The sequence below is a fragment of the Pseudomonas sp. IT-P100 genome, assembly GCF_949767185.1.
GTDB classification, from domain to species: Bacteria; Pseudomonadota; Gammaproteobacteria; order Pseudomonadales; family Pseudomonadaceae; genus Aquipseudomonas; species Aquipseudomonas fluorescens_B.
Window position 1 is genome coordinate 38,965 of sequence record NZ_CATKQK010000055.1, and the last position, 24,252, is coordinate 63,216.

General features: G+C 57.3%; 26 protein-coding genes and 1 pseudogene. 14 read left to right on the top strand and 13 right to left on the bottom strand.

The features are described from left to right. The first annotated feature begins 1 nt into the window (after position 1). Positions 2-1,075 carry an NAD(P)/FAD-dependent oxidoreductase gene (locus tag ACM6IQ_RS24065; protein ID WP_414880029.1) on the top strand — a complete coding sequence of 358 codons (1,074 nt, stop codon included), beginning with the start codon at positions 2-4 and terminating at the stop codon, positions 1,073-1,075. 30 nt (positions 1,076-1,105) lie between these two features. Here ACM6IQ_RS24065 and ACM6IQ_RS24070 read toward each other — a convergent pair whose 3' ends face one another. Beyond that, positions 1,106-2,092: a DMT family transporter gene (locus ACM6IQ_RS24070; RefSeq protein ID WP_414880030.1), complete on the bottom strand. Its 987-nt coding sequence runs from the start codon at positions 2,090-2,092 to the stop codon at positions 1,106-1,108. A gap of 92 nt (positions 2,093-2,184) precedes the next feature. Here ACM6IQ_RS24070 and ACM6IQ_RS24075 point away from each other — a divergent pair, with 92 nt between their 5' ends. After that, positions 2,185-3,093, top strand: coding sequence for a LysR substrate-binding domain-containing protein (locus ACM6IQ_RS24075; protein WP_414880031.1), 909 nt, complete (start codon positions 2,185-2,187; stop codon positions 3,091-3,093). Positions 3,094-3,366: 273 nt separating this feature from the next. Here the strand turns inward: ACM6IQ_RS24075 and ACM6IQ_RS24080 are convergent, their stop codons facing one another. Beyond that, positions 3,367-3,798 (bottom strand): bleomycin resistance protein, encoded by a 432-nt coding sequence (locus tag ACM6IQ_RS24080; RefSeq protein WP_017338304.1) that lies wholly within the window; start codon positions 3,796-3,798, stop codon positions 3,367-3,369. Between the two features lie 725 nt (positions 3,799-4,523). Between ACM6IQ_RS24080 and ACM6IQ_RS24085 the strand changes: the two genes are divergently transcribed. Further along, positions 4,524-5,978: a TrkH family potassium uptake protein gene (locus ACM6IQ_RS24085; RefSeq protein WP_031318797.1), complete on the top strand. Its 1,455-nt coding sequence runs from the start codon at positions 4,524-4,526 to the stop codon at positions 5,976-5,978. Positions 5,979-6,095: 117 nt separating this feature from the next. Here ACM6IQ_RS24085 and ACM6IQ_RS24090 read toward each other — a convergent pair whose 3' ends face one another. Together ACM6IQ_RS24090 and ACM6IQ_RS24095 are read right to left on the bottom strand one after the other, a co-directional pair. Further along, positions 6,096-8,993: an EAL domain-containing protein gene (locus ACM6IQ_RS24090; RefSeq protein ID WP_414880032.1), complete on the bottom strand. Its 2,898-nt coding sequence runs from the start codon at positions 8,991-8,993 to the stop codon at positions 6,096-6,098. Between the two features lie 124 nt (positions 8,994-9,117). Then, entirely contained in the window at positions 9,118-9,345 is a 228-nt protein-coding gene (locus ACM6IQ_RS24095) for a hypothetical protein (protein WP_414880033.1), read from the bottom strand. A gap of 92 nt (positions 9,346-9,437) precedes the next feature. Between ACM6IQ_RS24095 and ACM6IQ_RS24100 the strand changes: the two genes are divergently transcribed. Both ACM6IQ_RS24100 and ACM6IQ_RS24105 read left to right on the top strand, forming a co-directional pair. Continuing rightward, positions 9,438-10,709: an epoxide hydrolase family protein gene (locus tag ACM6IQ_RS24100; RefSeq protein WP_414880034.1), complete on the top strand. Its 1,272-nt coding sequence runs from the start codon at positions 9,438-9,440 to the stop codon at positions 10,707-10,709. A 98-nt stretch (positions 10,710-10,807) separates the two neighbouring features. Continuing rightward, complete coding sequence (locus ACM6IQ_RS24105; RefSeq protein WP_414880035.1) at positions 10,808-11,308, top strand: GNAT family N-acetyltransferase; 501 nt, start codon at positions 10,808-10,810, stop codon at positions 11,306-11,308. Positions 11,309-11,438: 130 nt separating this feature from the next. Here the strand turns inward: ACM6IQ_RS24105 and ACM6IQ_RS24110 are convergent, their stop codons facing one another. Next, positions 11,439-11,771, bottom strand: coding sequence for a hypothetical protein (locus ACM6IQ_RS24110; RefSeq protein WP_017338298.1), 333 nt, complete (start codon positions 11,769-11,771; stop codon positions 11,439-11,441). A 201-nt stretch (positions 11,772-11,972) separates the two neighbouring features. On the opposite strand from ACM6IQ_RS24110, the gene ACM6IQ_RS24115 reads away from it, so the two are divergent. Next, positions 11,973-12,224: a hypothetical protein gene (locus ACM6IQ_RS24115; RefSeq protein ID WP_033037563.1), complete on the top strand. Its 252-nt coding sequence runs from the start codon at positions 11,973-11,975 to the stop codon at positions 12,222-12,224. A gap of 37 nt (positions 12,225-12,261) precedes the next feature. Continuing rightward, the gene (locus ACM6IQ_RS24120) at positions 12,262-12,480 is read left to right on the top strand and encodes a DUF4287 domain-containing protein (protein WP_017338296.1); all 219 of its coding nucleotides are present in this window, start codon (positions 12,262-12,264) and stop codon (positions 12,478-12,480) included. A 55-nt stretch (positions 12,481-12,535) separates the two neighbouring features. On the opposite strand, the gene ACM6IQ_RS24125 is transcribed toward ACM6IQ_RS24120, so the two are convergent. Beyond that, positions 12,536-13,390 carry a LysR substrate-binding domain-containing protein gene (locus tag ACM6IQ_RS24125; RefSeq protein ID WP_017338295.1) on the bottom strand — a complete coding sequence of 285 codons (855 nt, stop codon included), beginning with the start codon at positions 13,388-13,390 and terminating at the stop codon, positions 12,536-12,538. Between the two features lie 96 nt (positions 13,391-13,486). Here ACM6IQ_RS24125 and ACM6IQ_RS24130 point away from each other — a divergent pair, with 96 nt between their 5' ends. Together ACM6IQ_RS24130 and ACM6IQ_RS24135 are read left to right on the top strand one after the other, a co-directional pair. Next, on the top strand, positions 13,487-14,128 hold the full coding sequence (locus tag ACM6IQ_RS24130; protein ID WP_414880036.1) for an FMN-dependent NADH-azoreductase: 642 nt from the start codon (positions 13,487-13,489) through the stop codon (positions 14,126-14,128). Between the two features lie 101 nt (positions 14,129-14,229). Then, positions 14,230-14,907 carry a class I SAM-dependent methyltransferase gene (locus ACM6IQ_RS24135; RefSeq protein WP_414880037.1) on the top strand — a complete coding sequence of 226 codons (678 nt, stop codon included), beginning with the start codon at positions 14,230-14,232 and terminating at the stop codon, positions 14,905-14,907. A gap of 16 nt (positions 14,908-14,923) precedes the next feature. Here ACM6IQ_RS24135 and ACM6IQ_RS24140 read toward each other — a convergent pair whose 3' ends face one another. After that, a complete protein-coding gene (locus ACM6IQ_RS24140; RefSeq protein ID WP_017338292.1) occupies positions 14,924-15,574 on the bottom strand; it encodes a TetR/AcrR family transcriptional regulator in 651 nt (216 codons plus the stop codon). Between the two features lie 126 nt (positions 15,575-15,700). Here ACM6IQ_RS24140 and ACM6IQ_RS24145 point away from each other — a divergent pair, with 126 nt between their 5' ends. Continuing rightward, entirely contained in the window at positions 15,701-16,126 is a 426-nt protein-coding gene (locus ACM6IQ_RS24145) for a hypothetical protein (protein ID WP_414880038.1), read from the top strand. Between the two features lie 192 nt (positions 16,127-16,318). Here the strand turns inward: ACM6IQ_RS24145 and ACM6IQ_RS24150 are convergent, their stop codons facing one another. The 3 genes and pseudogenes from ACM6IQ_RS24150 to ACM6IQ_RS24160 form a co-directional block, all read right to left on the bottom strand. Further along, positions 16,319-16,777 carry a MarR family winged helix-turn-helix transcriptional regulator gene (locus tag ACM6IQ_RS24150; RefSeq protein WP_017338290.1) on the bottom strand — a complete coding sequence of 153 codons (459 nt, stop codon included), beginning with the start codon at positions 16,775-16,777 and terminating at the stop codon, positions 16,319-16,321. A gap of 244 nt (positions 16,778-17,021) precedes the next feature. Further along, positions 17,022-17,513, bottom strand: a complete 492-nt coding sequence (locus ACM6IQ_RS24155) for a VOC family protein (protein ID WP_017338289.1) — start codon at positions 17,511-17,513, stop codon at positions 17,022-17,024. Positions 17,514-17,599: 86 nt separating this feature from the next. After that, positions 17,600-17,800, bottom strand: a pseudogene (locus ACM6IQ_RS24160) (dihydrofolate reductase family protein); the annotation flags it as partial. Positions 17,801-18,097: 297 nt separating this feature from the next. Between ACM6IQ_RS24160 and ACM6IQ_RS24165 the strand changes: the two are divergent. Both ACM6IQ_RS24165 and ACM6IQ_RS24170 read left to right on the top strand, forming a co-directional pair. Further along, positions 18,098-19,276, top strand: coding sequence for a GGDEF domain-containing protein (locus tag ACM6IQ_RS24165; protein WP_414880039.1), 1,179 nt, complete (start codon positions 18,098-18,100; stop codon positions 19,274-19,276). 117 nt (positions 19,277-19,393) lie between these two features. Then, positions 19,394-20,242 carry a hypothetical protein gene (locus tag ACM6IQ_RS24170; RefSeq protein WP_017338286.1) on the top strand — a complete coding sequence of 283 codons (849 nt, stop codon included), beginning with the start codon at positions 19,394-19,396 and terminating at the stop codon, positions 20,240-20,242. A gap of 75 nt (positions 20,243-20,317) precedes the next feature. Here ACM6IQ_RS24170 and ACM6IQ_RS24175 read toward each other — a convergent pair whose 3' ends face one another. Next, positions 20,318-20,710 carry a GFA family protein gene (locus tag ACM6IQ_RS24175; protein WP_414880040.1) on the bottom strand — a complete coding sequence of 131 codons (393 nt, stop codon included), beginning with the start codon at positions 20,708-20,710 and terminating at the stop codon, positions 20,318-20,320. A 131-nt stretch (positions 20,711-20,841) separates the two neighbouring features. On the opposite strand from ACM6IQ_RS24175, the gene ACM6IQ_RS24180 reads away from it, so the two are divergent. Beyond that, positions 20,842-21,246, top strand: coding sequence for an antitoxin Xre-like helix-turn-helix domain-containing protein (locus ACM6IQ_RS24180; protein WP_017338284.1), 405 nt, complete (start codon positions 20,842-20,844; stop codon positions 21,244-21,246). Then, positions 21,240-21,932: an RES family NAD+ phosphorylase gene (locus ACM6IQ_RS24185; protein ID WP_414880041.1), complete on the top strand. Its 693-nt coding sequence runs from the start codon at positions 21,240-21,242 to the stop codon at positions 21,930-21,932. The genes ACM6IQ_RS24180 and ACM6IQ_RS24185 overlap by 7 nt, the downstream gene beginning before the upstream one ends. Positions 21,933-21,997: 65 nt before the next feature. Here ACM6IQ_RS24185 and ACM6IQ_RS24190 read toward each other — a convergent pair whose 3' ends face one another. Continuing rightward, positions 21,998-22,654 (bottom strand): DUF2931 family protein, encoded by a 657-nt coding sequence (locus ACM6IQ_RS24190; protein ID WP_052909711.1) that lies wholly within the window; start codon positions 22,652-22,654, stop codon positions 21,998-22,000. Next, positions 22,654-24,204, bottom strand: coding sequence for a T6SS phospholipase effector Tle1-like catalytic domain-containing protein (locus ACM6IQ_RS24195; RefSeq protein ID WP_414880042.1), 1,551 nt, complete (start codon positions 24,202-24,204; stop codon positions 22,654-22,656). The genes ACM6IQ_RS24190 and ACM6IQ_RS24195 overlap by 1 nt, the downstream gene beginning before the upstream one ends. Positions 24,205-24,252: the final 48 nt, after the last annotated feature.

Genomic DNA, 24,252 nt, shown 5'->3' on the forward strand with positions numbered 1-24,252 from the left:
TATGGGAAATGGTCAGGGCAAACGAGTCGTTGTCATTGGTGCAGGCATCGTGGGCGCGTCATTGGCGTATCACTTGGCAGGTAAAGGCGCGAATGTCACCTTGGTCGAGGCTGAAGGTATAGCTTCCGGAGTGACTGGCAGCTCATTCGCCTGGATCAATACCGCACACCCCGAACCTGACCCAATTGCGCAACTGCGCGGTTCTGCCATCAAGGAGTACCGCCGGCTCGAAACGCAGCTGCCTGGTCTGAAGATACGATGGACAGGTGCCTTGTCTTACAGCGTGATGGCGAGTGGAGCGCTGCCGATCCCAGGTCACCAGGCTTCGGCAAACCTGGTGTCTCGATCGCAGATTCTCGACCTTGAACCAAATCTCAAGAACCCTCCCCAGTCTGCTCTATATGCGGCTGAAGAAGGAGCGCTGGACGCAGTACCAGCTACGCATGCGTTGATCGCAGGTGCCCAGGCGTATGGGGCGTATATTCTCACTCAGACGCGAGTGCTCGGTTTTGTAACCCAGAGTGCAACGGTGACCGGAGTCGAAACAACAATAGGCATTATCGATGCCGATATTGTCGTATTGGCAGCCGGGACAGGCATCACGAAGCTGACAGACATGCTTGGAGTGTCCCTGCCTATAGAAGCCTCGCCTGCCATTTTCATCCGTTACAAGTCACAACCCAACCTCGTGCACACCCTCATCTCCAGCCCTGAAATAGAAGTGAGGCAAAGTTCGGATGGTGCATTGCTGGCGGCAGAAGATTACCTGGACGACGCCATGGACAATCAGCCGGCAGCGATAGCGCTTCGAACTGCCAAGACAATACAGAACGAACTCCATGGTGTTGCTTCCATAGATCCGGAAAGGGCCTGTATCGGACTTAGGCCGATGCCTACCGATGGCATCCCCATCATCGGTTATCTACCCAAAGTGGGTGGCGTCTACGTTTGTGCAATGCACCCTGGAATTACTTTGGCGGCGGCAGTGGGACGTCTAGCCAGCGAGGAGATCATCGATGGCAAGACCTCCAGTGCCCTTTGGCCATGCCGGCCCGACCGATTCTTCCAAGCGTAGGGTGATCCTCTTCAGACCGCTTAGCGACTGTTAGGAGTTAACGGAGTTGATTTTTCTTATCGCGCAGGATGGGTTACCGATTGAAGTCAGGATGATACGAACAGCCATAATCACACCTACTAGAATGGCAGCAAGACCTGACGCTTCTAAAGGTGTTGGCAGCCGGCTATGAAACAACAGGCCGAGTAATGTAGCGAACAGCGATTCAAGGGAGATCAGTTGTCCAGAAAGCACCATGGGAAGGCGACGGGACGCTGCGTTCCAAGCCCAGGCCCCGACGAGTGAGGACATCATCGCAATAACGAGGCCCCAGACGTACAAATGTCCTGCCGGGGAAACACTGAAACCAAGGATTGGCAGCTTGAGAAGGTCGAGCGCCTGCACAACCGGTAACAAGCACACGGTGCCCATTCCGGCACCGGCCATCATGAGGCCTGTCCAGACACCTGACGAATTGGCCGGGAGTTTCTCCAGTGCACTCTGGTTCAGCAAGCTGAATGCGAGCCACAAGACCACGGCGCAGACAGAAAAAATCAACCCCATCAACCACGACCCATGGCCCGCAACGGGTTGATTGATACTGCTGATGTTCGTCAGCACAAGCCCGCCAGTCAAGAATGTCAGCGGTATCATCAGTCTGCGCCATGGAAGCGTTTTTTTCGTGGCGTTGCTGAGCAGTGCCAACAAGACTGGCACCATGCCAATGAACGCTGGAGTCAGCACGGGGCCGCCAAAAATAACACCGGCGGCAATGCAGGTGCTGTACCCGAGATATCCGATCATGCCCAGACCGGCGGCGAGAAATTGCTGATTGCGACGCAGGCACCGTAGCTGGGCGCGACAGAGCACCATGACAACCACGCCCAGCGCACCGGAGATCAGAAACCGGATAACCATCAAGTCATAGATGCTGTAGGCGCCAGTGACGTAAGGGGCTATGAAATTCAGAGCCCAGCTCAGGGTCGCGACCACGGCAAGGATCACTCCGGCGATGATGTTTGAGTGAGCAATGGTCATCAGGCATATCCGCGAGGTATTCAGCTCATGTTGCACAGCGCCTGGGGTATGCTACAAACGAGTTCTCGGTCTTGGATGCATAACGTCTGATTATGAATACGCTTGGGAAGTCATTGCCGCCGCTTGCCAGTTTGCTGCCCTTTGAAGCGGCTGCTCGACTGGAAAGCTTTTCGAAGGCTGCCGATGAATTGCACATCACTCAAGCGGCGATCAGCCGCCAGATCCGTGGGTTTGAAGAAAATCTTGGGTTGAAGCTTTTTTGCCGCCGCAACCGTGCAGTCTTCCTGACGCAGGAGGGGCGTGAGCTAGGGCGCGTGGTGAGCACCGCATTGCAAAGTATCAGCGACAGTGCCGTCACCCTTCGTGAATCACCCCGTAAAAACCGCGTCGTTTTACTGTGTCAGTTGTGCGAAGCGTTCTATTGGTTGATGCCGCGCCTTTCGACGTTCCACCAGCAACACCCGGAAATCGAGATCCAGGTCGCGACATCCACCAGACCGTTGACTGAATTCAATGACCATTTTGACGTGGCCTTACAAAGCACCGGACGCCCCAGCGGCTTGCATGTTCTGGCGTTTACCGCCGCTGATGAAGTGTTTCCGGTGTGCAGTCCTCATTACCTGACTGCCCGACAGTCACTCGGGATCAGTGAACTTCGCCTCCACACGCTTTTACACCATCGCGCCACGCCACCGCACTTGATGGAATGGGATAGCTGGCTGCAGGCATTTGGGCAGACATTGGAGGGTTGTTCTCAGGGCACTTTGTTTGACAGTTACCCCTTGATGCTTCAGGCCGCCGTTGAAGGGCATGGAATTGCAATGGGGTGGCGTCGAACCGCCGGGAGGCTTATTGAAAACGGTACGCTGGTGAGACCTTGCGCAGAAAGTGTCCCTTTACCTAATGCGATATCGGTTTTCAGACTGCAGGGTGGGGAAGACCGGATTGAGGTGCGCGCGCTGATTGAGTGGCTTGCAGAGGAATTACGTAATGAAAGCTAACAGATCAATTCCCCTGTTTATGACGTTTGAGTAACGACCGCTTTTGGCCGAGGCTGTGTAAAAACGTTTTTCAGTGCGACAGGTACTCAAAACCGGATTGAAAATCGCGCTTCTACGCGAAATCTACATCTGCTGACGTGCCGATAAATTTCAGATTTAACGTAGACGCGCACACTTCAATTTTGGCGAAGCTTTTTTACACACTCTGGGCCGAAAGCGGACGACCATGAATGCTCGCTTGTGACCAAAGCTGACGGTCGACTTGGTTCGGATTCAACTTGAGCAGGCTGGTCGCTCGCCTAACCGCTCTACTAACCTTACGAGATAACCGTCGACATCCTGAACGATGAACTCGCGCTGCCCTACTTCTACATTTTCAGCCCGATACCAGGTGTCTTTGCATTCTCGATAGAGTGGAAATCCAGCCTGATCAAGTTTTTGGATGATGGGTGCAACGGCCTCGACATCAATCTGCAGGTTGATGCCTCTTCCAAACGGTTTAGTCAACGGCGCAGTCAGCCATTGCCCGGCATTCGAATCAATCTGCTCAAGCATTACTTGAGCGCCATTTAAATCAAGGTATGCGAATCCATCTTCCGGACGTTGATAAGCTATTTTGAACCCCAGGCAAGAAACCCAAAAAGCCATACTGCTACCCAGATCGGTGACCATCAGCTCCGGCACCAGTTTGTTACGTTCGAACATGAGATGACTTCCATTTCAAAAGGCTTACATGGCGGGCTGCGGCTTTCAGCTGGCGTCCCTTCAGAATCTGGGTGCCGATACCCTTGGCTTGAAATTCGTGTGAAACCGCGATGTTCTGAATATGGATTCAGATCGTCTTTGTCCAGAACTTGAAAGTAGCCAACAGTCTGGCCGTCGACTTCAATAACCGACGTGATTGCATATGCGAATTAGGTTGCAAAATTAGAGCGCTGCCAACTTTCACCCCAGCCCCAAATTTTCTCGATGTGCCCGTGGAAAACTGCTCGATGCAAGTCAAACAGGGCTGTTCGATCACTGTCAGTTGCGGGGCGTACCGTCATATCGCTTATCAATCCCTGATAACGCATGCCCTCCAGTGCTGCGCTATATCGGCATAACTTTGATTTGTGCTGAAGTCCGGAGAGGCTAGCGCCTGTAAAAACAAACAGCAACACCACTCAATAAACCGACTGCTGAAAACACCTTTTTTGCGCGCAGCTACGCGAAATCCGAGCCCGGAATGCTCTGCTCAAAGTGAAGGTGTCAATCTCAAGCGCGTACTTCTCTACCGTCGAAACCAAGGCCGATTTTTTTCAACAGGACCCAAAGCTGCTCTTTGACCCATGCAGCCTGACTGATTGCTCATAGAAATTTTACGGAGAATTTACGGAGCCTTTAGGGTGGGCATCCGATACTGCGCGGTGCTAATTTGGAACGCTACTGTGATGTCACTCGCAGCAATTCGGCTTATCGGCTTCATCTTAGGTATTTTTTTGATCACGCTGGCCGTGAGCATGGCTATTCCCATGATCACACTGGTGATCTATGAGCGTAGCGACGATCTCTCGGCCTTCCTCTGGTCGAGTTTGATTACCTTCATCTGTGGTCTCCTGTTGATCGTGCGGGGGCGCCCGAATACTGGCGATCTTCGGCCGAGGGACATGTACTTGCTGACTACCGCAAGCTGGGTAGTTGTGTGCACCTTCGCAGCTTTACCCATGGTGTTCATCAGCGATATCAGCTACACCGACGCATTCTTTGAAACGATGTCTGGCATCACGACCACTGGCTCGACTGTACTCACCGGTCTGGATAGCTCATCTCCCGGCTTGCTGATCTGGCGCTCCATGCTCCACTGGTTGGGTGGCATCGGCTTTATCGGCATGGCTGTGGCGATTCTTCCACTGTTGCGAGTCGGCGGCATGCGTCTGTTCCAGACAGAGTCCTCAGATTGGTCGGAGAAAGTGACACCGCGCTCCCATGTGGCAGCCAAGTACATTCTTTTGCTCTATCTGTGGCTGACGGGCATCGGAGCTCTAGCGCTCTGGCTCGCGGGAATGACGCCATTTGAAGCGGTCAACCACGCGATGTCGCTAATCTCTACCGGAGGGTTCTCAACTTCGGATTCCTCTCTCGGGCATTGGACTCAACCAGCGATTCACTGGGTGGCGGTAGTCATCATGATTCTGGGCAGCCTGCCATTCACCTTGTATGTCGCGACATTGCGGGGTAATCGGCGTGCGCTGATCAAGGATCACCAGGTACGCGGATTTATTGGATTCTTGCTCGTCACATCGCTGGCTGTTGGTACCTGGCTGTATTTTCACAGCGATTACGGATGGTGGGATGCGTTTCGTATCGTGGCTGTCAATGTGACCTCGGTCGTCACGACCACCGGAATTGCGGTTGGCGACTACACCTTGTGGGGCAGTTTCGCTGTTTTGCTGTTTTTCTATTTGACCTTCGTCGGTGGCTGTTCCGGCTCAACGGCAGGCGGTCTTAAAATCTTCCGTTTTCAGGTGGCTGCCGCTCTGCTGGTCAGCAGCTTGAAGCAGTTGATCCATCCTCGAGCCGTGATTCAGAAAAAATACAACGGTCACCCCATCGACGAGGAGATCGTGCGCTCGCTTTTGACCTTCTCGTTTTTCTTCACCATCACGATTGCCGCCATCGCTTTGGGCCTGGCTTTCATTGGGCTTGATTGGATAACCGCGTTGAGCGGTGCCGCTACGGCGGTGTGTAACGTCGGGCCAGGCCTGGGCACGATCATTGGGCCGGCAGGTAATTTCTCGTCATTACCGGATGCCGCCAAATGGCTACTCACCGTTGGAATGCTTCTGGGAAGGTTGGAAATCCTGACTGTGTTGGTGCTCGTAACTCCAGTTTTCTGGAGATATTGACCCCGCTAGTCGAGGGCAGGTTCTGGCCGATTTCATCAATGGGGCCGATGAGGTCCAGGCTTTACTCGCTCATGAAGGTCAGGAAGCCGCGATAAGGGCGCAATACCTCAACAACCCCTAACGCCCAATCAACGAACTCGCCAACAACGCCTCCAACCCCATCGGCTTGGCAAAGTAATAACCCTGGGCCTGCCCTGCGCCCATTTCGCGCAGCAGGTCCAGCGTCGCTTGATCCTCGACGCCTTCGGCCACCACACTCAGGTCCAGCGATTCGGCCATCCGCACAATCGCCCGGACAATCGCGCGACTGCGAGGGCTGGCGGTCAATTCGAGGATGAACGACTTGTCGATCTTCAGGCCGCTGAAACGGTATTGATGCACATAGCTCAGGGATGAAAACCCGGCACCGAAGTCATCAAGCACCACCGACATGCCGTTGTCGGCCAATTGCTGCATGGTCAGTCGGGCAATCGCCGGTTCGGCGACCAACGCCCCTTCGGTCAACTCCAGGCAGATCCGCGACGGCTCGACCCGGTGCCGCGCCAGCAAGGCAAGCACATCACTGGCGAAGTCCGGACGCGTCATGCTGTAGCTGGAGCAATTGACGTGCACCGGCGGCCAGTTGGCGTGCTCGGGTTGCGCGAGGATCATTGCGATGCTGGTCAGCATGTACAGGTCCAGGCGACCGATCAGGCGCAAACCCTCGACGTCCGGCAAAAACTCGCCCGGCGCGATCACCCGGCCGCCCGGCTGGTGCCAGCGAATCAGCGCTTCGAGGGCAACCAGTTCGCCGCTTTCGACGCTGACGATCGGCTGGAAATACGGCAGCAATTCGTCGGTACGCTTGAGCGCGTTGCGCAAGGCACCTTCCCGCTCGACCTGGTCCGAGACTTCACGGCGCACTTCCTGATTGAACACCGCGTAGCTGTCGCGTCCGGCACTCTTGACCCGGTACATCGCCGCATCGGCATCGCGCAGCAAGTCGGCGGGCTCCATATGAAACTGGCTGTCGGCGCTGACGATACCGATGCTGCAGGACGAAAACACCTCATAGCCATTGATCAAAAACGGCAGGTCAAACGCCACCAGAATCCGTTCGGCGATTTCGATCACCACGTCCAGCGGCGCGTCGGGTGCCAGCACGGAAAACTCATCGCCGCCCAGGCGTGCGAGCATGTCGGTGTCGCGCAGGCAACCGCGTAAACGGTGGGCGGCCTGCCTCAACAGCAGGTCGCCAAAATGGTGGCCGAGGCTGTCGTTGACCAGTTTGAAACGGTCGAGGTCGATGAACATCACCGCCAGGTGCCCGCCTTCGCTGCCGAACTGCGACCAGGCCAGATTGAGGCGCTGTTGCAGGTAGGTACGATTCGGCAGCCCGGTCAGCGCATCGTGGGAGTTCTCGTGCTGCAACTTGGCATTGGCGTGATCGAGCTCGCGGGTACGGTTCTGCACCCGGGCTTCCAGCTTGAGGTTGGCGGCATGGATCGCTTCGGCGGCCGTGCGGCGCGATAACGCGGTGTCGATGTGCCGCGACACGAACGTCAGCAATTCCTGGTCACGCAGGGTATAGCGCACCTGCGAGGTATAGCTTTGCACTGCCAGCACGCCACGCACCACATCGCCATCGAACAAGGGAATGCCCAGCCAGGAATAGGATTGGAAATACGCATCGGCCACTTCGATTTCACCGTGCGCAGTCAATCGCTCGGCTTCGTCGGCGTCAATCAGGCAAGGTCGGCGCTGACGGATCACGTACTCGGTCAAGCCCCGGCTCCCACGCCGTGCCACCGGGCAGGTCGTCTGCCGCTCATCAACGTAATAGGGAAAGGTCACTTCACTGGTCGCGTCGTCGAACAGCGCAATGTAGAAGTTCCGCGCGAACAACAGATCACCGACGATGCCATGCAGGGTTTGAAACAACTCAGCCATGTCGCCAGGCTGGCTGGACAGTTCAGCGATCTGGAACAGCGCGCTCTGCAGATGCTCGGCGCGCTCTCGTTCTGCCACTTCCTGCCGCAATGCGTCGTTGAGTGCCGACAGCTCCAGGGTACGACGTATCACCGTCGCTTCCAGGTCCTCTCGGTGCAGGATCCGGTCCAGCGCCATGGCCACGTGGCGTGCCACCACCAGAAACAGCGCGCGGTCCTCGGCGCTGTAGGTTCGGGAAACCTCGTAGACCTGCATCGCGAGCATGCCGAACACGTCATCCGAGGCATTTTTCAACGGTGCCCCCATCCAGAACTCGGGACGATCACCCACGCAGTAAAAACGCTCCTCGGCCTGAGCCGCGAGAATGCCTGCGGCGTCGATCAGCAACGGCTGGCCCGTGGTCAACACTTGCCCGGTCAAGGACAGGTGTGACGGGTCAAGGTATTCGTAGTGCTGGGACTCGACGGCATCAACGTCGATGATGTCGACGTAATACGGATAGTCGATCTTGCCACTGTGCGGGTCATACAACGCGAGATAAAAGTTCTCGGCATCGATCAGGCTCGCCAATAGTTGGTGAACCCCCACCAGAAACACTGACCGGTCGCGGGTCGAACTGGCCAGGTAGGTAATTTCATACAGCACACGCTGAGTAATCTGCGCACGGGCAAGCGTATTGGTCTGTACCTCAATGCCCAGGCGCTGGGCAAATTCGGCGAGCGCCGGTTCAGCGGCATCGTCGACTGGCGCAAGCAGCCAACCCAGTTCACTCTCGCCCTTGCCGGTCGGCCAGCGGTGCAATCGCCAGGTCAGGCAAAAGGCTTCGAACTCGTCATTCGCAACACTTGAAGGCCACCGCGCACGTGGATCGCCCTGCCCGACCAAATGCATTTGTTCGCCGGCGCGGTAAACCACCCACGCGGTGGTGTGCCCCCAGTTGCGCGCTGAATCCAGCAATTGTTCGATCGTATTTTCGTTGCCAGCGTACGCCATGCCGACAGTCTCCGAATTTCCTTTTCGTTGAGATGCAACCACGTGGCAATCGTTCGATTGCCGCGCAGAGTCGTTGCATGGACGAACACTCATCAGCGCTCCCTGAGCCAGTAACTGGCGATACTTACTGAGTGATTGCTAGCATTGCGCCAGTGAGCATCCCGTTTAAAGCTTATAGAGCTTTTATTCAATAGATTTTTTCGGTTTGCTACACACGTTAGTCCAGGACCTGTATCTGCGTCAGCCCTACCCGCTCGGCCTGCTCTGAAATCTCCGCTGGCGTCGCATCCGCATTGGGCATGATCAGGCTGTTCTCTCCATCCCCAAAATGCAGTTGCAACAGATGCATCGCCGCCTCATGGACAGGCAGCCGAGGCTGATTGAACTCGAACACGTGAGTGCGGGGCTCGCCGTTGAACAGGTATTGCACAGTGTAGTGGCGCATGCCGGGATCCTCGTAATGGGAGAAGTGCGCACGGTTGAACTAACCTTCAATTTCCAATGATGTCCAGCATGCCCTCATTCGAGGAAGTGAATATGAAATTCGCATTCGTCGCTGCCGCAGTCGCCGTCATGCTCACCTCATCGCTTCCCGCCAGTGCGGTCGCCACTGAAGAGACCGAAGCCATCCGCCCTTTTCAGATCCACGTTCCTGACCGCGATCTGGCGGAGCTGCGTGAGCGCATTGCAGCGACCCGCTGGCCGGATAAAGAGACGGTTTCCGATCGGTCCCAGGGCGCTCAACTGGAACAATTGAAGGCGCTGGTTCACTACTGGGGCACGAGTTACGACTGGCGCAAAGTGGAGGCCCGGCTCAACGCCTTGCCGCAGTACGTCACGACGATCGATGGCGTGGACATCCATTTCATCTGGGTGCGCTCCCCCCGTCCGAACGCTTTGCCGTTGATCATGACCCACGGTTGGCCAGGCTCCATTCTCGAGTTTATTGATGTCGTCGGCCCGCTCTCCGACCCCGTCGCTCACGGGGGCAACGCGGCGGATGCATTTGATGTGGTGATTCCGTCGATCCCTGGCTATGGCTTCTCCGGAAAACCGACGGGGATTGGCTGGGACCCGGATCATATTGCACGGGCCTGGGCGCAGTTGATGAAACGCCTCGAGTACACGCGGTACGTCGCCCAGGGTGGCGACTGGGGTGGCCCGATCACCAGCGCGATGGCGCGCCAGGCACCGGCCGGATTGCTCGGCATTCACCTCAACCTGCCGGCCACAATTCCGCCGGAAGCGACTGCGGCACTCGCTGCGGGCGGGCCGGCACCGGAGAACTTCTCCGCGCAGGAACGCGCCACCTTCGACGCCGTTGCCACACTGATCAAGCAGGGCAACCTGGCGTACAGCGCAATGATGGCCGCAAGACCGCAGATGATGGGCTACGGCGTAGCGGATTCACCGAGCTTTCTCGCGGCGCTCCTGCTCGTTCACCCGGGATTTTCAAAATGGATGTACGGCGCCGACCCTCAACAGCTGCCGACAAAGGATCAAGTGCTGGATAACTTCACGTTGTACTGGCTCACGAACAGCGCCGCTTCGGCAGGACGGCTGTATTGGGAAAACAAAGGGCGCAGCCCGCTTTCCTCTGCGGCACAGAAGACCACCGAGATTTCCCTGCCAGTGGCGGTCACAGTGTTTCCAGATGACGTTTATTTCCCTCCGGAAACCTGGGCCCGACGCGCCTACAGCGGTCTGATCTACTTCCATCAAGCCGACAAAGGCGGTCACTTTGCAGCCTGGGAACAGCCCCGACTCTTTACTGAAGAACTTCGCACAGCGTTCAAGTCTCTGCGTTAGCGGTGCCTGGCATGTGTGAGAGGATGCTGGCGGCCAGGAGCGGACCGGTGTCCCGCTGCACAATGATCCAGGTTGTTTACCAAGGAGGGAGCGTACTTATGAAGCCCGTCAGAATCAGGACTCTGGAAAGCACGGATGCTGAAGCGTTGCTGACATTTGAATTGGACAATCGCGAGTGGTTCGAGCGCCACATTGACGCGCGTGACGCTACTTTCTACTCGACGCGGGGTGTCACCGAGCACATCACGGCTTATTTGTCCGATTATGCCGCCGGAACCTGGCACCCTTTTGTCATCGAAGACGCTAGCGGGAAAATAGTGGGTCGGGCGAACCTGAAAGACATCAACACGTCAGAACGGTCGGCAGAAGTCGGCTATCGAATTGCTCAAAATGCGTGCGGACAAGGACTGGCCACACAGGCGGTGAAGCATCTGATCCAGGAGGCGCGGTTGCGTTGGAACCTTAAACAACTGGTTGCCAATGTCTACGCCGCAAATATCGGCTCGGCAAAGGTACTTGCGCGCTGTGGCTTCTTGATCGAGCATCCATCCGGGCAAGAAGGGACAGCCCAGGAATATCGATTTGGCCTGTCGATTTAGACGAGTGGAAAAACAGCTATCGTTTATTCGCAGACAAAAAAAGCCCCGCCACCGAATGCGGTGCGGGGCAAAAAATTGGTTGGTTGCGGCCAACCAAAGGAGCTCTGTAGAAAACGTTTACGTACCGGGGTTAGATGCAGTCCTGTGCGGCGCGTTCAAAACTGGAAGGCAACAAGTTCGAGGCCAACAGGTGCCGCTCGTAGATGAACACCTTGCCGCCGTTGCCGGCCTTGTAGGCTTCCAGCACGTTGTCCGCCGAGACTTTGCTCGGCACCACGATCCGGTAGCTGCGCTGGGTCTGCGAGACGGTCGGGTTGCCCTGCAATTTCGGTACAACGCATTCAGCGTATTGGGCCGGGGTCTTGCTGGTCTGCAAGGTCAGGGTCGGGTCGTTCGGCGCGGAGGCACAACCGGCGAGCAACAAGGCGCCGAAGGCCATGGCAGGCACACTTAAAAGACGCATCGGTCTCATCCTGAAAGGTTCGTTCATCAAATCACGCAAATTTTCGTGAGTGGTGTGTCGTTGGAGGTGATTTTCCGGGTATTGCGAACAAAGTAGAACTTGCGTTTCTTGATGGTCACTATTACCTCTAACAATAGTTGCGCGCCGTGCCGGCGGATGAATACTCAATCGCCACTGGAAACGATGGATGAGGAACTCTCCTTGAGAACGTTTGACTTGATTCGTGACGCTGTTTTGCCCGATTTCCGTGATCGGGTGGCCGAGTACCTGGTGCAGTACGAAACCGTACTACTGGGCAAACCGGCGCCCGACCTGAAGCTGGAGCAGGCCACCGCCAATCAGTTGCGCGGGTATTTGCGCGGGCTGAATACCACGCGGGTGCTGGGTATGGCGGATTGGGAGGAGCTGGATCGGCGGGTGGTGAATACGTGGCTTTTAACGATCGACCAATGACAGAAGCAGCACACAAAACCAAAAAGGAGTTTGCGTCATGACCGACGATTCAAAACTAAAAGGACCAGCGTCGTACTTCCCCTCTATTGAAAAAAAGTATGGGCAGCCGATCACCCACTGGCTAACCCTGCTCACAACAGTCAGCGGCAAGAAGCATATGGAAATGGTGGCCTTGCTCAAGACTGAACACGGCATGGGCCATGGCCATGCCAACGCATTGGTTGCGTACTTTTTAGCGAGCGCTAAAACCGACTGACGAGAGGGGTCGCATCGATATCGCAGCATTCGATACCAAGCCTTTGAAATGACTGTCAGGCCCTGCGCGCAGAGCAATACGCCACAATAAGCTGAGTGAACGCTGCCACTATCGCCTGGTCCGCTTCAGGTGAGGTAAACAACCGAAACTCCGCATCAGGCAACTCCGGCAACCCTTGTTCCGCCCCAAGAACCACCAGTCCTTGCCTCAACTGACTGAGTGGCATGGGCGCTACCGCGAAGCCTGCAAGCGCCGCTGCCTGCAACCCGGCCGTGCTGCTGCATAACATGGCCGTGCGTTGGGCGATGCCCGCCTGAGCCAGTCGCTTCAGCGCTGCTTCGCGATAAGGGCACGGCTCGGGGAACAGGGCCAGCGGCAACGGCGTCGGTAGCTGCGTGACGGGTTGCGCCGACCAGGCCCACACCAGCGGTTCTTGCCATAGCAAAAGACCCGCTTCGCTGGTTTCGCACAGCGAACCGATGACCAACTCCAGATGCCCTTGCTTCATCAGCGCCAGTAACGTGCCAGGAATGCTCACTTGCACGTCGATCTCCATCCCTGGGTACTGCGCGGCGAAATCCTGAAAAGTGCGCAGCAGGCGAGATTCGACAAAATCCTCGGACACCCCGATCCGCAGTCGCCCGTGAAATGGCGTACGCGTCAGTTCTGCCCAGGCATCACGATTCAACACAAGGATCGTGCGCGCATAAGACAGCAGGCGCTCGCCATCGGGCGTCAGTTGCTGGGAGCGGGTGGTCCGCGTCAACAGCGGTTTACCAATCTGCTCTTCCAGTCGCCGCACATGGCCACTGACTGCAGATTGAGTAAGGTGCAGCTTTTCAGCTGCGCGACTGAAGCCTTCTTCATCGACGACAGCGACAAATGTTTTGAGCAGCAGGGTATCGAACATAGTTTTATACGTGATCAATCGAGTACTAATTTACGATTTATATTTCAATTACGACTATGTTGCAATGCCTCCCTACCCCACCACTCGAGGCGCGCCATGACTACTCTTCTGCATATTGAATGTTCTCCACGCAAGCAGCGTTCGGCGTCCCTTGAAGTCGCCCGCCGCTTCATCTCACGTTATCAAGAACACATCCCGAACACCGAAATCCTCACGCTCGACCTCTGGAACATGGCGTTGCCGGAATTCGATGACCTGGCCATGGAGGCCAAATACGCAGGACTCAATGGCACCGCCTTGACCCCGGCGCAACAGCAGGCCTGGAACACCTTGAAAGAGCTGGCTGCGCACTTGCACCGTGCGGATGTGCTGGTGATGTCCATACCGCTTTGGAATTTCAGTATCCCGTACAAACTCAAGCACTTCATCGACCTGGTTTCGCAGAAAGACATCCTGTTCAGCTTCGACCCGGAACGCGGCCTGGAAGGCATGCTGCACAACAAAACCGCCGTGGTGGCGTACGCCCGCGGCCTGGATTTTTCGGCGCAGTCGATCACGCCGGCGGAGCGTTTCGACTTTCAGAAGCCTTATGTGGAAGCCTGGCTGCAATTCATCGGCGTGACCGATGTGCATTCGGTGATTGTGGAAAAAACCATCCTGGGGGAAGACGTTGATCGTGGCGCGCGCGAGGCTGCGACTCGGCAGGCCAGGAAACTGGCAGATGAGATCTGTCGCTGACGCTTCAGCATCAAGGCCCCCATCGCGACTGCTTGCCCAACCCCATTCGCCCATCAACATTTGACCTATCCTTTATCCAACCCAGAACGTCGGTCTCCGCCATGTCCGCCCCCGAATCCACCCTCCTCCAAAGTTGGCACCTTAATGCCCGGTCCTGGATCGAAGCCATCCGCGCCGGCACCATAGAAAGCCGCCACACGGTCACAGACCAGGCCATCCTGCTGGCGGTGCTGGGCCGTCAGCCCGAGCGCGTGCTCGACCTGGGCTGCGGTGAGGGCTGGCTGTTGCGTGCGTTGACGGAACGTTCCATCGAGGCAGTCGGTGTGGATGGCGATGCAACGCTGGTCGAAGCGGCCCGTGCGGCGGGAACTTCTGTGGTGCATTTGGCGAGTTATGAAGCGTTGGCGGAGGCAAAAGTCGATATCGGTCGTGACTACAACCTGATCTGCGCCAACTTCGCCTTGCTGCACCAGGACATCATCCCTCTGCTCGCCGCCATGCCTCCCCTGCTCGCCCCAGACGGTGCGCTGGTGATCCAGACACTGCATCCGTGGGCCGCAGCGGCGGGGAATTATCAGGATGGCTGGCGCACAGAGACCTTTGCCGGGTTCAAGGGGCAGTGGCAACCCATGCCCTGGTATTTCCGCACCTTGTCCAGCTGGCTCAATGCCTTGGACATGGCCGGTTTTCGGTTGGCCGGCCTGCAAGAGCCGCAGCACCCACAAAGTCCCGTGCCGCAGTCGTTGCTATTGATCGCCGAGCCTATACGCCGAGGATGAGCGATGGCGCCCGGCATCACTTTCGCTTTTGCCGCGCCTGTTCCTCCTCCGCCAGCGCCTGACGAACCAGCGCTCTCGCCGCCCAGGCAGCGGCATCGAGTGATTCTTCAACGCTCGCGCCACTGATATCGCGCACGGCGATCAACGCTTCAGTGCCGATGACGATCGACAGCGCCTGCTTCAGGCGTTTGCGCGCACGGGGTGTGAGCACGTCCTTCAGCGAGTCGACGATCGGCTCGATGTAGCTCATCCGTCGGCCCGGCCGCAGGGGTTCGTGGGTCTCGCTTTCCAGCCACACCGACATGAACGAACGTTCCATCACGTGCAGGCCGATCTCGTCGTCGATCAAGAGTGTGTTCAACGCGTTCGCGGCCAGGCCAATGCCCTTTACCGGATCGTCTCCCGGCCGCCAGAAGCTTTCCAGCGGCTTCATTTCGCGATCGGCGGCCAGCTCGCTGATCAACGCCTCGGTCGAGGGAAAGTAGCGATAGGCCGTGGCGCGCGAAACCATTGCGCGCTCGGCCACTTGCGCAACCGTCGGGTGAAGGCCCTCGTCGCGCAAGGCGACGGCGGCATCGATCAGCGCCTGGCGAGTTCGCAGCTTCTGGTTGGTGCGACCTTGCGTACCGCCGTTGGGGTTCGACGGGCTTGACTTCGGTATGGACATGGAATATATGAGACTCTGTCTTTTCGTGAGATACAGTCTCACAATAGACGTACAGCAACCAACCTGCAAGGTTGCCCATTATGTTTCAGCAACTGAACGCGCCTCAGGGCGCATGAGGTGTATGCCATGAATCACAACCTCCGTTCGCGGACCTGGTTTCGGCTCGCTGCGATCTACTTTGCGCTTGGCGTGATGCTGGGCGTGGCGATGGGCGCTTCCGGCGACCACTCGCTGTTCGCGGTACATGCCCATGTCAATCTGTTGGGATGGGTGTCGATGGCCCTGTTCGGCATCATCGGCACCGCGCACCCGTCAATCACCGAAGGGCGCGTGGCGGCTGCCCAGTTCTGGACGTACAACGTGGCCGTCCCGGTGATGCTCGGCGCGCTGACGCTGCGCCTCAAGGGCTTTGCGTCGGTCGAGCCATTGATTGCTGGCGCATCCGTCCTGATTGGCTGCAGTGTGCTGCTGTTTGTGTGGCTGGTGTTTTCGCGCATCGGTGTCACGGCGGAGCACTTGAACAGCGCGTCACGGGAATCGCGCCTGTCATAACGAAGGACCAGCAGGCGTTTTTGGGCAGCGTATCGGTGCGAGGGAGATTGACCTCGAATTGGGCTGCTGCCCTTCTCACTTCGCCGACATCTTGCACAAAAGGTTCGAAGATAAAGGGCAGCGCGTTGGCGGAAATACCGATGCCGTTATCGCTGGGTCGCCCCTCTGAAACACTATCGAAGCTCCGCCCTCTTACTCCCTGTCTTTCGTCGAACGGATGAGATTGCCCCGCAATTTCACAATCGCCTTCTGCATTTTCACGAAGTCGTCGGGGTCAAGACCGGTTTGCGGGAAGCCCTCTTCCGAGAGCCCTTCACGCAGCTTTCGCCCCTCTTTCGTGAGGCTGATCCGCACCTGGCGTTCGTCTTCCGGGTCGCGCTGGCGCAGCACATAACCCATCGCTTCCAGCTTCTTCAGGATCGGCGTGAGGGTGTTGGACTCCAGGAACAGCTTTTCGCCGAGGCTGCCAACGGTCTGGTTGTCTTCCTCCCACAGTGCAACGAGGGTGATGTATTGCGTATAGGTCAGCCCGAGCCGTTCGAGCATTGGCTTATAAGCCTTGCCGAAGGCGAGATTGGATGAATAGACCGCAAAACACAGGAATTCGGAGAGCTTCAGGTCGAGGGCGGCTGGCTTGTCGGTGGTTTTCATGGGGCGTTCTCTTTGGCCAATCTTGCAAGGCTGAAACTCTACATCGTATGCGATGGTATCGGAAGTGCGTCAACCATCGACGGGTTCCGCGCGGGCGTTCCAGGCCTGTAGCAGCCGACGGCCGGTTGACCGGGATGAACCGGATGAGCCGGCCGTGACCAGCATGCTGACTACTTACTCGCGCTTGCGTCACCGGGGCAAGGGGTGAGCCACGAGTCGGCACTCACCCTTCCATATCCGTCCCTTAAAGACCTGCAGCACGCCCAACCGCCGCTTCAATCGCCGCAACATCAATCTTCCCCATCGTCATCATCGCGTCGAACGCGCGCTTGGCTGTCGCTCGATCGGGATGTTTGATCGCCGCTGTCAGCACACGCGGGGTGATCTGCCATGACAGTCCCCACTTGTCCTGGCACCAGCCGCAGACGTTTTCCTGGCCGCCGTTTCCGACAATCGCGTTCCACAAGCGGTCCGTTTCGGCCTGGTCATCGGTCGCCACCTGGAACGAGAACGCCTCGTTGTGCTTGACCCCCGACCCGCCGTTCAGCCCCAGGCACGGGATGCCCATCACCGTGAATTCGACGGTCAGGACATCGCCCTGCTTGCCCGCCGGGTAGTCGCCGGGTGCGCGAAGGACTGTGCCCACCGCGCTGTCCGGGAACGTCTTGGCGTAGAAGGTCGCGGCGTCCAGTGCGTCGCCGTCGTACCAGAGACAAATGGTGTTTTTACTGGTCATTTTGCTTCTCCAACAATGGGCTGACATTTCATTCTAGCCAAGCAGTCAGCCAGGCAAATGAAGGCGGCCAATACTGGCGCCTGTTGCTACTCAACGTCTTCGAACGTTCCGGTGCACACCTCGCCGCTGCGCAGGTATCGGGTGATCAGTACCCCCGTCGGCGTGGTGCTCGAATGCACCAATGTGAAGGCCGATGCCACTGCAGTGTCGTCAAACAGGCGCTTGCCACGCCCCGGCACGACGGGAAAAATCATCAGCCGAAGTTCGTCCACCAACCCGGCTGCCAGCCGCCGCGAAGATGTCATAGGTGCGACGCCCCAGCAGCAACTCGAACGGCTGCGAGACTGATGAGCGCGGCAACGGTGAGTGTGCGCATGGGTCTTCTCCCGGTTCGTCTTCGTGAACGTTTGTGTACAGGGAACGCCGACAGGCGCAGTGACCGTGCAATGCATTCCCTGCCCCATAGTCGAACGGGGAACTGCGGGATCGACAGTGCGATATCCAGATAACGAGCCACTGCGAAAAAGAGTCTCGAACGCTACAATCACAGCCCTTAACCGCAAATCAGGCAAACCCGTCAGGCTATGGCGCTCGACCCTCCAACGATGTTGACCCTCTCGATCGCCCTGGCAGCGGCGGCCGCGCTGTATCTGGCGGTGGAGTGGCGCAGCATTCGTGAGCCCTCGCTGCTGTTCTGGAGTGCGGGGTTTGCGACGATCACCGTGGGCTCGACACTTGCGTTGCTGCGCGGCAGCGGGCTTTTGCTGATCGGCATCTGGTTCGCCAACGGCCTGTTGGTGACGGCCCACTGGCTTTTCCTGCTCGGCGTGGCGCGCTTCACGCAGGTGCGTCTTTCTCGCGCCTGGTACCTGATCTTTGTCGCCTGGCTTGCCATGCTGTTGCTGCCCGACGAACCGTCGTGGTCGAAGATCATGCTGGTGGCCAACTCGCTGCTGGTCGCCCTGCCCACGCTCAGGGCCAGCTTCCTCCTGCGCCCCCACGGCAAGTCGTTGAGCGTGGGGGCGGTGCAGCTGCGTTATGTGCTGCTGACTCACGGGCTGTTCTACTTCATCAAGGCGATATCGGTTGTCGTTCCGGGCACGCTGATCGACCTGGCGGCCTTTCGTGGCGAGATCATCCAGATTTCTTTGGTCGAGGGTGCGATGGCGATCATGTTGATCGCGCTCTCGATGACCGGCACCGAGCGCTATCGCCGGGAGAAACGGATCGCCCGACTGGCCGCGCGTGATCCGTTGACCGCCCTGTACAACCGCCGTGCCCTCGAGGCACGGGCGTCGCGTCTGCTGGACGACGTCTCGAGCACTCGACCGGGCGCCCTGCTGCTGATCGATATCGATAACTTCAAACTGGTCAACGACCTCTACGGCCATACCGCCGGCGACCAGTTGCTCATCGCGCTGAGCGAGATGATTCGTTCGGTGCTGCCAGAAGGCGCGCTGGCCGCGCGGTTGGGGGGTGACGAGTTCGTCATTCTGTTGAATAACACATCAAGCGAACAGATCGTGGGGCTGGGCAACGCACTGCGTGAGCAGTTTCACCACACGGCCTCACAGACATTCGCCACGCCTGAACGGGTCACCTTGAGCATCGGTGCCAACCTGTTTGACCAGTCGCCAACGAGTCTGGCGGCATTGATCGAGCAAGGCGATACCGCGCTGTATGAATCCAAGCGTGGCGGACGCGACCGCATCCGCCTGGTGGATCGGACCCTCGCGAGCAGCGAGCCGCAGCAGGCCCGTTGATTGGCCATTTGTTGCATTGCTGATACATGGAAATGCCAGATTCACACTTTCAGCGTACCTTGTCCCCCATTGAGCATCTCAACGCGGCCGCCTGGGCCTCCTCGTCAAGGAAGAACAATGATCATTGCTTCAACTTCAACGAATGCGGCGATGTCTGCCTACACCTCTGCCGTCGATGCAAAGGCTGCGGCCGATGCGCAAAAACGCGTCACGCAAGATGATCAGGCCAAGCCGCAGAACGATGATTCAGTGAGTCTGTCCAGCACCTCTACCGAGTACAGCAACTCGATCGCGGGCAACGCGCCGTTCTTCCCGGTGCGTTCGGGGATGAACGCCGATGCACTTGTCCTGGGCGCCTCCAAGCCTGGTGCGATCTCCAGTTCCAAGGACAAGACCTTTGCCGAAGTGGCCGCTGATGCCCGCAAGCGCATGGACGAAAAATACGCACTGATGACCGCCAGCGGCAAACCCTACACCGGCAGCGATGAAGACCGTAATGCGTTGATGGGCGATCTGGACCGACGTTCGCTGAACGCCGTCGCCACCAATCAGGGCGGGAAATTCACCGCACAGGAACAAGCCTCGGCGCAAGCCTTGATGCGCCAGCAAGCCCGGCTCGCCACCGGTTATTACAGCGGCCCGGCGGATCAGCAAAAAAACTGGAAAGATCCGTTCATCAATGATCCTTTCGGTCGAGCCACAGCGGCGCTGGCATTTATGGACAACATGAGTCCTGAAGAAAAAGCCACCCCTGAGTGGCTCTCCCAGCATTTGTCGCTGGAAGCGGCATTGAATCAGAGCGGTGGCACGGACCCTGCCGAGAAAAAGACCGGGCACTTTCACAACCTGGCTGAAATTCTTGCGGGCATCGTGACGGACGGATCTGACAGCGAAAAATCCAGTGCAGCCAAGCATGCAGATCCAAGCGTCGAGATTCTGAAGAAGCTGCAATCGTTGACGTCGTGACACTGGTGGAACGCGGGCTTGCTGGCTGAGCGTTCCGGACGAAAGGCATGACGCCCTCGCGCCTTTCGTCGCGCCCTACTCCTCAAAACGCCCCGTGCCCTCACGGTCGCGCGCGTATTTTCTCGTGAGCGGAAACGACGGCAACCAGGACTCGCGACGGGTGATCCAGCTTTCGTAAGTGGGCGTCAGTTGGTCGGGAGCATCCAGGGATCCCAGGCTCACTTCGATTTCGTCGTCGCTGCGGGCGAAAACCGAAGAGCCGCAGCGCGGACAGAAACACCGCCCGGCGTAGTCGCGAGTTTCACCGGTGATCGTCACCGCGTCCTGCGGGAATATCGCGCAAGCGTGAAACAGCGCGCCATGGTGCTTGCGGCAGTCGAGACAGTGGCACAGGCCAACCCGGTAAGGGCGTCCCGACGCTTCAATTCGAACGTTGCCGCACAGGCAACCGCCGGTAAAACGGTCCATGTTGCGCCTCCTCTCATTCGTACGGTCGCTAGGTTTATAACGATAGCAGCCTCCACTGGTCGCGATGAACTTGCTCTATAGACGCTTTTTACCTAACTTTGAATCCATGGATTCAAAAAGAGGTATTGGATATGGCCGTTGCCCTCCAGCAACAAGCCTTCAGCAAGCGCCAGTGTGTAACGGGCCTGCGGGCCGCTGTCGGCATCCTCGAAAAGTGGGGAGCGTCCAGCGATCAGGCCTGCCGTATCCTGCGCATTTCCCGCAGCACCTACACCCGCGCACGGCAGCTCGATCCCGACTGGGCCGTGGCGCTGGACGCGGACCAGATGCAACGCATCAGTTTTGTGCTCAACATCCACGCCGCCTTGCGCCTGGTGTTCGATAACCCGGAGAACGTCTACGGCTTCCCGTCGATGGCCAACGATAACGAATTCTTCAACGGTCGCTCGCCGCTCGAGATCATGGCTCAGGGCGATATGATTTCGCTGTATGAAACCTTTCGGCGCATCGACGTGCTGCGTGGTGCGCAATGGTGAGGCTGAGCGAACTGGCAGAACTTGCCGGTGAGCCATTGCAGGCCTATCGACTGGTCAATTCCAAGTTCCCGCCGGTGGCGTTGTTTGATGATGTCGCCGACGCCGACGAGTTCGAGGTGCTGTATCAGATACAGGAACTCACCAACCCCAGGTTGAAAAATGAAGTGGGTCGCCTTGAGCTGATTCGCCGCAGTGAAATCCCGTTCGGTATTCCAGGCTGCTCTTACGCCACAGCACCATTCACCCACGTCAACCCCGCGGGTTCGCGGTTCAGCGATGGCCGTTTCGGGGTGCTGTACCTGGCGGACACACTGGAAACGGCATTGGCCGAAGTGAAGCATCACCAGAGTCTGTACTGGTCGAACGTGCCGGGCCTGAACTATGAGCGGTTCGTTTTCCGGGGGTTGTCCTGCTCTTTTGTGGATGCAGGGATGAAGGATGCGACGTCCATTGCGATGACCGACCCTGTTTATGATCCGGACGATTACACGCATTCCCGGCATTTGGGGAAGTTGGTCAAAGTGGCGGGTTGTCCCGGGCTTCGTTACAACTCAGTGCGAATGCACGGCAGTCATTGCTGGGCATTGATGACGCCGAAGCCGGTTTTATCGGTTGTTCAGGCGGCGCATTACGAGATGATCTGGAATGGGCAGGTGACGAGTGTCAGTCAGATCAGTGAAGCATGACGGCGTAATGCGGGAATGAAAACGGGCGCCTTGATAGGCGCCCGTTTTTTTTTGTGCGGTGATGATTACCAGCTGCCGTAGGGGATGCCGAATTGTTCGACGTAGCGTTTGGACTCGTCGGACAACGGGTAATAGTTGCCACCGGATTTTCCGAGGTGGGGTCCCAAGGGTTCTATTTCTGCTTGGGCACGAGCAACCTTGACTGACTTCAAGCATTTATCAGTCACCCACACCTGTACGATGCCGCCGGGGGCAAGTCCGAGGTAAACCATGGTTATGTAGTTGGCTGGCTCGTCGGGCGTCGCCGGGCATCGCTCATTGACCGAGGCGTGCATGATCTGCCGTGCTTCTTCGGGTATATCGACCCACCCACGATAGGTCTTCGACTCGACAACCGACTGCCATCGGACAAAGATGCGTTTCGGTAGATCTGCTCCAACTACGCCACGGATGCCGCTGCTTATATATTTACTCCAGCCACGAGCTGCTTCGGTACCGTCCTCGGAGTCATGGCTACCTGCTGTGCCTCCACCCGTTCGATTAAACCGCTTGCCGTTGATGTCTTCTACGGCAGAGTCTTCCACCCATACCTTCATGTAGGCGGGCTCAACGAAGCTGAGGCTCCACCATTGATCTTTAGGGTCGTTTTCGCTGGAAAGTGGGTCGGCTGCCTGACATCCGGCTACAAAAAACGCGCCCAGTAATATTAGGATCGAGCGCATTAAAACGTTCTCCAGTTAGAGTCAGATACATGAGGATGTCGCACCCGAATGCCATCGTCAGTGGGTGCATTGGTGTAACGAACAGTCACGCCGCGTTCGCGGCTAGCGCCAATAGGATTATTCCAATTGGCAGAAGTATGAATGTATTTGAGTTTCAATAGCTTTTCTTCACCGGGATCAAGTTGGTAATTCCCGGCGAGGATCTTGGCGCAAATTGGTTGAAGCTCAGAAGGTAAACTGTACGCGGGATCGTTCTCATCAAGCGCTTCAAACTGAACGCCGTTCTCTTTAGCCAATTTGTACATCAAGCGTAAATACACCAACGATAGTTTGCCGCTGACTGCGCGCTTGAGTTGCACTCCTGCATACACCCGTAGTTCCTTTGGTCCTAACCTCCGCTGCTCATTGTCATGTGCCAATGTTGGCTTTGGAGTGATCACATCCAGCATCGTCTCAGGCCAACCGTCGGCGACCATTTTTGCTTTTTTCTGTATTGCATCCCGGTAGATGGATGTAGTTTTGACATCGGTACCATTGGGGACCGTGAGTGCCTGCATAGGGCTGACCAGCACGCACTCCTCCACTTCCTCACGGTAACCACCGCCAATATCGGAGTGCACCCCTGGTACCGGGATTTCAGTATGCGCAGGAATCACTGTGCTCAACGCAAAATTGGCACGGCGTTCGTCACGGGCGGTAATTTGAACGACATCGGTAAAGTATTTGCGGTCCAGGTAAAGCTTGATTCCAGGAGCGACTGGACTCTGGATATTCCCAAGATTGGTGAATCCCGCGACAGAAGGAACAGTATCAAACAGACCGATGAAGCCCATCAGAATTTCGCTGTTGTACTGACCTGTAAAGCTGGCGCTAAAACCATTGGGACTGCTACGCAACACCTCCTCCAGTGGCCCCTGCTGGCAGCGCACGACCTCATTTGCAAAATGCCTGGCCGCCGCAGCTCCTCGACTGAAACCAAACGTATCGAAGGTTAGCGAAGTGATTTCACCGCAGGGGTTTTGATCGACGACTTGTTTGATCAGGACTTTCAGCCGAGAAAATGCGTTTTGGACCTTACTCGCGACACCCGTTTCACCCCGTCCGGTGGCGGCATTACCAAAGCTGTCTTTGCTCCCGCTTTCCGTACCGATGCCGTCGATGTACAGACTTCGCAACGCCAGTGTAGGCGTGCCTTCCCCCTTCACATCTTTGTTGGCTGGGTACAGTTCATACAGTCTGAAAACATTACTCACATCATTCCCATAACTCCCCTCCGGATCCGCCATATACGGCTTGCAGCTCGCATCGACGTCTTCCGGGCGAATCGGGTGATGGGCGCCGCACAATAATCCTGACGCGGAGTTACCCGCATTGTTCAGCGTTCCGTCAAAGAACACGCCAATGCGCAACGCAACTCTGACTTTTTCCTTCGCCGCCGCCGGTGCCTTGCCGTATTTCTCATACTCGGCCCAGCGCTTGGCGTGGATGTCGACGGGTTTGGCTTCGTCGTAGCGGAAGTTTTTCGGGGGGTTGGGTACGTATCCACTCATTCCTTGATCACCTGGCTCCTTGGTGCAACGGGCGCTGAGGGTGCCACT